Source organism: Paraburkholderia sp. (genome assembly GCF_036488505.1).
Classification (GTDB): domain Bacteria; phylum Pseudomonadota; class Gammaproteobacteria; order Burkholderiales; family Burkholderiaceae; genus Paraburkholderia.
In genome coordinates, this window is the sequence record NZ_DASXHN010000321.1 from 1 (window position 1) to 4,142 (window position 4,142).

The window sequence follows — 4,142 nt, forward strand, 5'->3', positions numbered from 1 at the left end:
CCGATCTGCCAAAAGTATCTCGTCCAGGCTCAACAAAAACCGGGCCGAAGCGCTAATCGCCGCAGGCAGAATGCTTCCATCGGGAATGCGAGAAATCGAGAAATCCAAAGAGGATGGCCGCTGGGAGGCTGCCTATGCGTCCGCCAGCAACTCGGACGTACCGGACGACCTGCAGGCCGCACTGGATGCCAATCCCAAGGCCAGCGCGTTCTTTGCGACGCTGAACGGCCGCAACCGCTATGCCATTCTGTTTCGGATACAGAATGCCAAAAAACCCGCAACACGAGTGCGCAAGATCGAGGAGTTCGTCGACATGCTGAATCGAGGCGAAACCATTCATCCGTAGACCAGGAAGATCGGCAGCCGACGAAAGTCACCGGACGATGCCGCGCTCAAGGCGGCCAACCCGAGGCGCTCTCCACGCCTCCGCGCAAAAGCTAACAACGCATGGCGGCCGGCGCAGCAGACAACAACCGCAGCATCGCGGCTCTGTGCCCTCTCGCATCGAGCGCCAGCCTCCCCCCGGCCCAACGATTACTTGACATCTAAACTATATATAACTAAATTAATCGCACAGCGGAGCCATCTTTGGGGAACCAGCATGCGAATAGTCTGTATCGGCGGCGGTCCGGCCGGCTTGTACTTCGGTCTGTTGATGAAGCAACGCAACCCCAGCTACGAAGTCACGATAGTCGAGCGCAACCGCCCGTACGACACGTTCGGCTGGGGTGTCGTGTTCTCCGACCAGACGCTCGGCAATCTGCGCGCCGCCGACGCCCCCAGCGCCGACGCGATTCTCGACGCATTCAACCACTGGGACGACATCGAAATCCATTTCCGCGGCCGCAGCGTGCGCTCGTCGGGCCACGGCTTTTGCGGCATCGGCCGTAAGCGCCTGCTGAACATCCTGCAGGCGCGCTGCGAAGAACTCGGCGTGAAGCTCGTATTCGAAACCCAGGTCGTGGACGACAGCGCGTACGACGCCGACCTGATCATCGCGAGCGACGGCCTGAACAGCGTAATCCGGCAAAAGTACGCGGCGTCCTATCAACCCGACATCGACGTGCGCGACTGCCGCTTCGTCTGGCTGGGCACCAAAAAACTGTTCGACGCGTTCACGTTCGCGTTCGAGGAAACCGAATTCGGCTGGTTCCAGGCGCACGCATACCGCTTCGACGATCAAACGTCGACCTTCATCGTCGAAACGCCGGAGCGCGTGTGGCGCGCCGCCGGTCTGGACGAAATGAGCAAGGAAGACAGCATCGCGTTCTGCGAGAAGCTGTTCGCGAAGTACCTCGACGGCAATGCGCTGATGTCGAATGCGTCGCATCTGCGCGGTTCGTCGCAATGGATCCGCTTCCCGCGCATCGTCAACAACGAGTGGGTGCATTGGCGCGCCAATGCGAACGGCACGCAAACGCCGATCGTGCTGATGGGCGATGCCGCGCATACCGCGCACTTCTCGATCGGCTCGGGCACCAAGCTCGCGCTCGAAGACGCGATCGAACTCGCGAACAGCATCAGCGCCTATCACGGCACGGATGCCGGCCATCTCGCAGCCGCGCTGCGGCATTACACCGAAGTGCGCAGCGTCGACGTGCTGCGCATTCAGAACGCCGCGCGCAATTCGACCGAATGGTTCGAACACGTCGACCGCTACGCGCCGTTCGAACCAGAACAGTTCGCCTATTCGCTGCTCACCCGTTCGCAGCGTATCTCGCACGAAAACCTGCGCGAGCGCGATCCGCGCTATCTGTCCGGCTTCGAAGACTGGCTCGCGCGGCGCGCGGGCGTCGAGCGCGCACCCCAACAGCATTCGATCCCGCCGATGTTCACGCCGTTCAAGGTACGCGGCGTCACGCTGAAGAACCGCGTGATGGTGTCGCCGATGGCGCAATACTCGGCCGTGGACGGGATCGCCGGCGACTACCATCTGATGCATCTGGGCGCCCGCGCAATGGGCGGCGCCGCGCTGGTGATGACCGAGATGACCTGCGTATCGCCCGAGGCGCGCATTACGCCGGGATGCCCCGGCATGTACACGCCCGAACATCTGGCCGCGTGGAAGCGCATCGTCGAGCTCGTCCATCGACAGTCGGATGCGAAGATCGGCATTCAGCTCGGTCACTCCGGCGCGAAGGGTTCGACGCGTGTGGCATGGGAAGGCATCGATCAGCCGCTCACCGAAGGCAACTGGCCGCTGGTATCCGCGTCGCCGCAACAGTATCTGCGCGGCATCAGCCAGCATTCGCGCGAAGCCACGCATCAGGAACTACGCGAGATCGAACAACAGTTCGTGAAGGCAACGCGCATGTCGGTGGAAGCCGGCTTCGACTGGCTCGAACTGCACTGCGCGCACGGCTATTTCCTGTCGAGCTTCCTGTCGCCGCTGACCAACCAGCGCACCGACGAATACGGCGGTTCGCTCGAAAACCGGCTGCGCTATCCATTGCAGGTGTTCAACGCGATTCGCGCGGCGTGGCCGCAGGACAAGCCGATTTCGGTGCGGATTTCCGCGCACGACTGGGTTGACGGCGGCAATACGCCCGACGACGCGGTCAAGATCGCGCAAGCATTCAAAGCGGCGGGCGCGGACATGATCGACGTCTCGTCGGGCCAGGTCAGCAAGGAAGAAAAACCCGTGTACGGCCGCATGTTCCAGACGCCGTTCGCCGACCGCGTGCGCAACGAAGCCGGTATCGCGACGATCGCGGTCGGCGCGATATCGGAAGCCGATCACGTGAACAGCATCATCGCCGCGGGTCGCGCGGACCTGTGCGCAATCGCGCGTCCGCACCTCGCGAATCCGTCATGGACGCTCAACGAGGCCGCGAGGATCGGCTATCTGGACGTCGCGTGGCCGAAGCCCTACACCGCCGCCAAGATGCAGCTCGAACGCAATCTGGAACGCGAGCGCGCCCAGGCCATCGCGAACGCCGGTCTGACCGCGCAACAACGCGCGCAACGCGCTGAAGGAACCGTGTGAACACGTCAAACTCCCTTCTCGCCGGCCAGCACGCGGTCGTCACCGGCGGCGGCAGCGGCATCGGCGCGGCGATCGCGGAAGCGCTGCTACGCGCGGGCGCGCGCGTCACGTTGATGGGCCGCAATGCCCAGCGCCTCGATGCGCAGCGCGAGCGATGCGCGGCGCTCGGCGACGTCGCATGCATCAGCATGGATGTCGCCCAGGAAGAGTCGGTCGCGCGCGCATTCAGCGACGCGGGCGCGGTCGATATCCTCGTCAATAACGCGGGCCAGGCGCAAGCCGCGCCGTTTTCGCTGACCGACATGACGCTGTGGCAGCGCATGCTCGACGTGAACCTCACCGGCGTGTTCCTCGGCACGCGCGCGGTGCTGCCCGGCATGCTCGAGCGCGGCCACGGGCGCATCGTCAACGTCGCCAGCACGGCCGGCCAGATCGGCTATGCGTACGTCGCCGCGTACTGCGCCGCCAAGCATGGTGTGATCGGCCTCACGCGTTCGCTCGCGCTCGAAACCGCGACCAAAGGCATCACGGTCAACGCGGTGTGTCCCGGCTACACCGAAACCGAGCTGCTGCACCTATCGCTCGAACAGATCATCAGCAAGACCTCGCGCACCGAGGAACAGGCGCGCGAAAGCCTACTGCGCTCGAACCCGCAGCGCCGCTTCGTGAGTCCGCAGCAGGTGGCGAACGCGGTGCTTTGGCTATGCCAGCCCGGCTCGGATGCGATCACGGGGCAATCCATTTCCATTTCGGGCGGAGAAGTGATGTGAGCAAGCCGAAACCCATCCGGAAATCGACGGCGGCCGGTCATGCAAAGGCGCCGCGCAAAGGCGTCGCCCAACCCGCGGAGAACGTCGTGGACCTCGAAATGAGTACTGGCGCGGACAGCCACATGGGTCTGCGGCTATGGCTGCGCATGCTGACCACGACCAACCTTGTGCAGGCCGAATTGCGCAAGCGGCTGCGCGAGCAGTTCGACATCACGCTGCCCCGTTTCGATCTGATGGCGCAGCTTGAACGTCATCCGCAAGGGCTGAAGATGACCGAGCTGTCGCGCCGTCTGATGGTGACGGGCGGCAACGTCACCGGCATCACGGATCAGCTCGAAAAGGAAGGGCTGGTGGTGCGCGACACCGACCCGAACGATCGCCGCTCG

4 protein-coding genes are annotated in these 4,142 nt (G+C 63.8%); all 4 read left to right on the forward strand.

The genetic code is table 11. The features are described 5' to 3' along the window. Positions 1–346 (forward strand): YdeI/OmpD-associated family protein (locus VGH68_RS18915; protein WP_331605212.1); only part of this gene is annotated, 346 nt, incomplete at its 5' end. A gap of 255 nt (positions 347–601) precedes the next feature. Beyond that, on the forward strand, positions 602–2,986 hold the full coding sequence (locus VGH68_RS18920; RefSeq protein ID WP_331605213.1) for a bifunctional salicylyl-CoA 5-hydroxylase/oxidoreductase: 2,385 nt from the start codon (positions 602–604) through the stop codon (positions 2,984–2,986). Beyond that, positions 2,983–3,756, forward strand: coding sequence for an SDR family NAD(P)-dependent oxidoreductase (locus VGH68_RS18925; protein ID WP_331605214.1), 774 nt, complete (start codon positions 2,983–2,985; stop codon positions 3,754–3,756). Before VGH68_RS18920 ends, VGH68_RS18925 begins: the two co-directional genes overlap by 4 nt. Beyond that, positions 3,753–4,142 (forward strand): MarR family winged helix-turn-helix transcriptional regulator (locus VGH68_RS18930; RefSeq protein ID WP_331605215.1); only part of this gene is annotated, 390 nt, incomplete at its 3' end. The genes VGH68_RS18925 and VGH68_RS18930, both read left to right, overlap by 4 nt.

Coding starts and splice junctions, on each gene's coding strand:
- VGH68_RS18920 (WP_331605213.1), top strand. CDS start 602: ATGCGAATAGTCTGTATCGGCGGCGGTCCGGCCGGCTTGTACTTCGGT.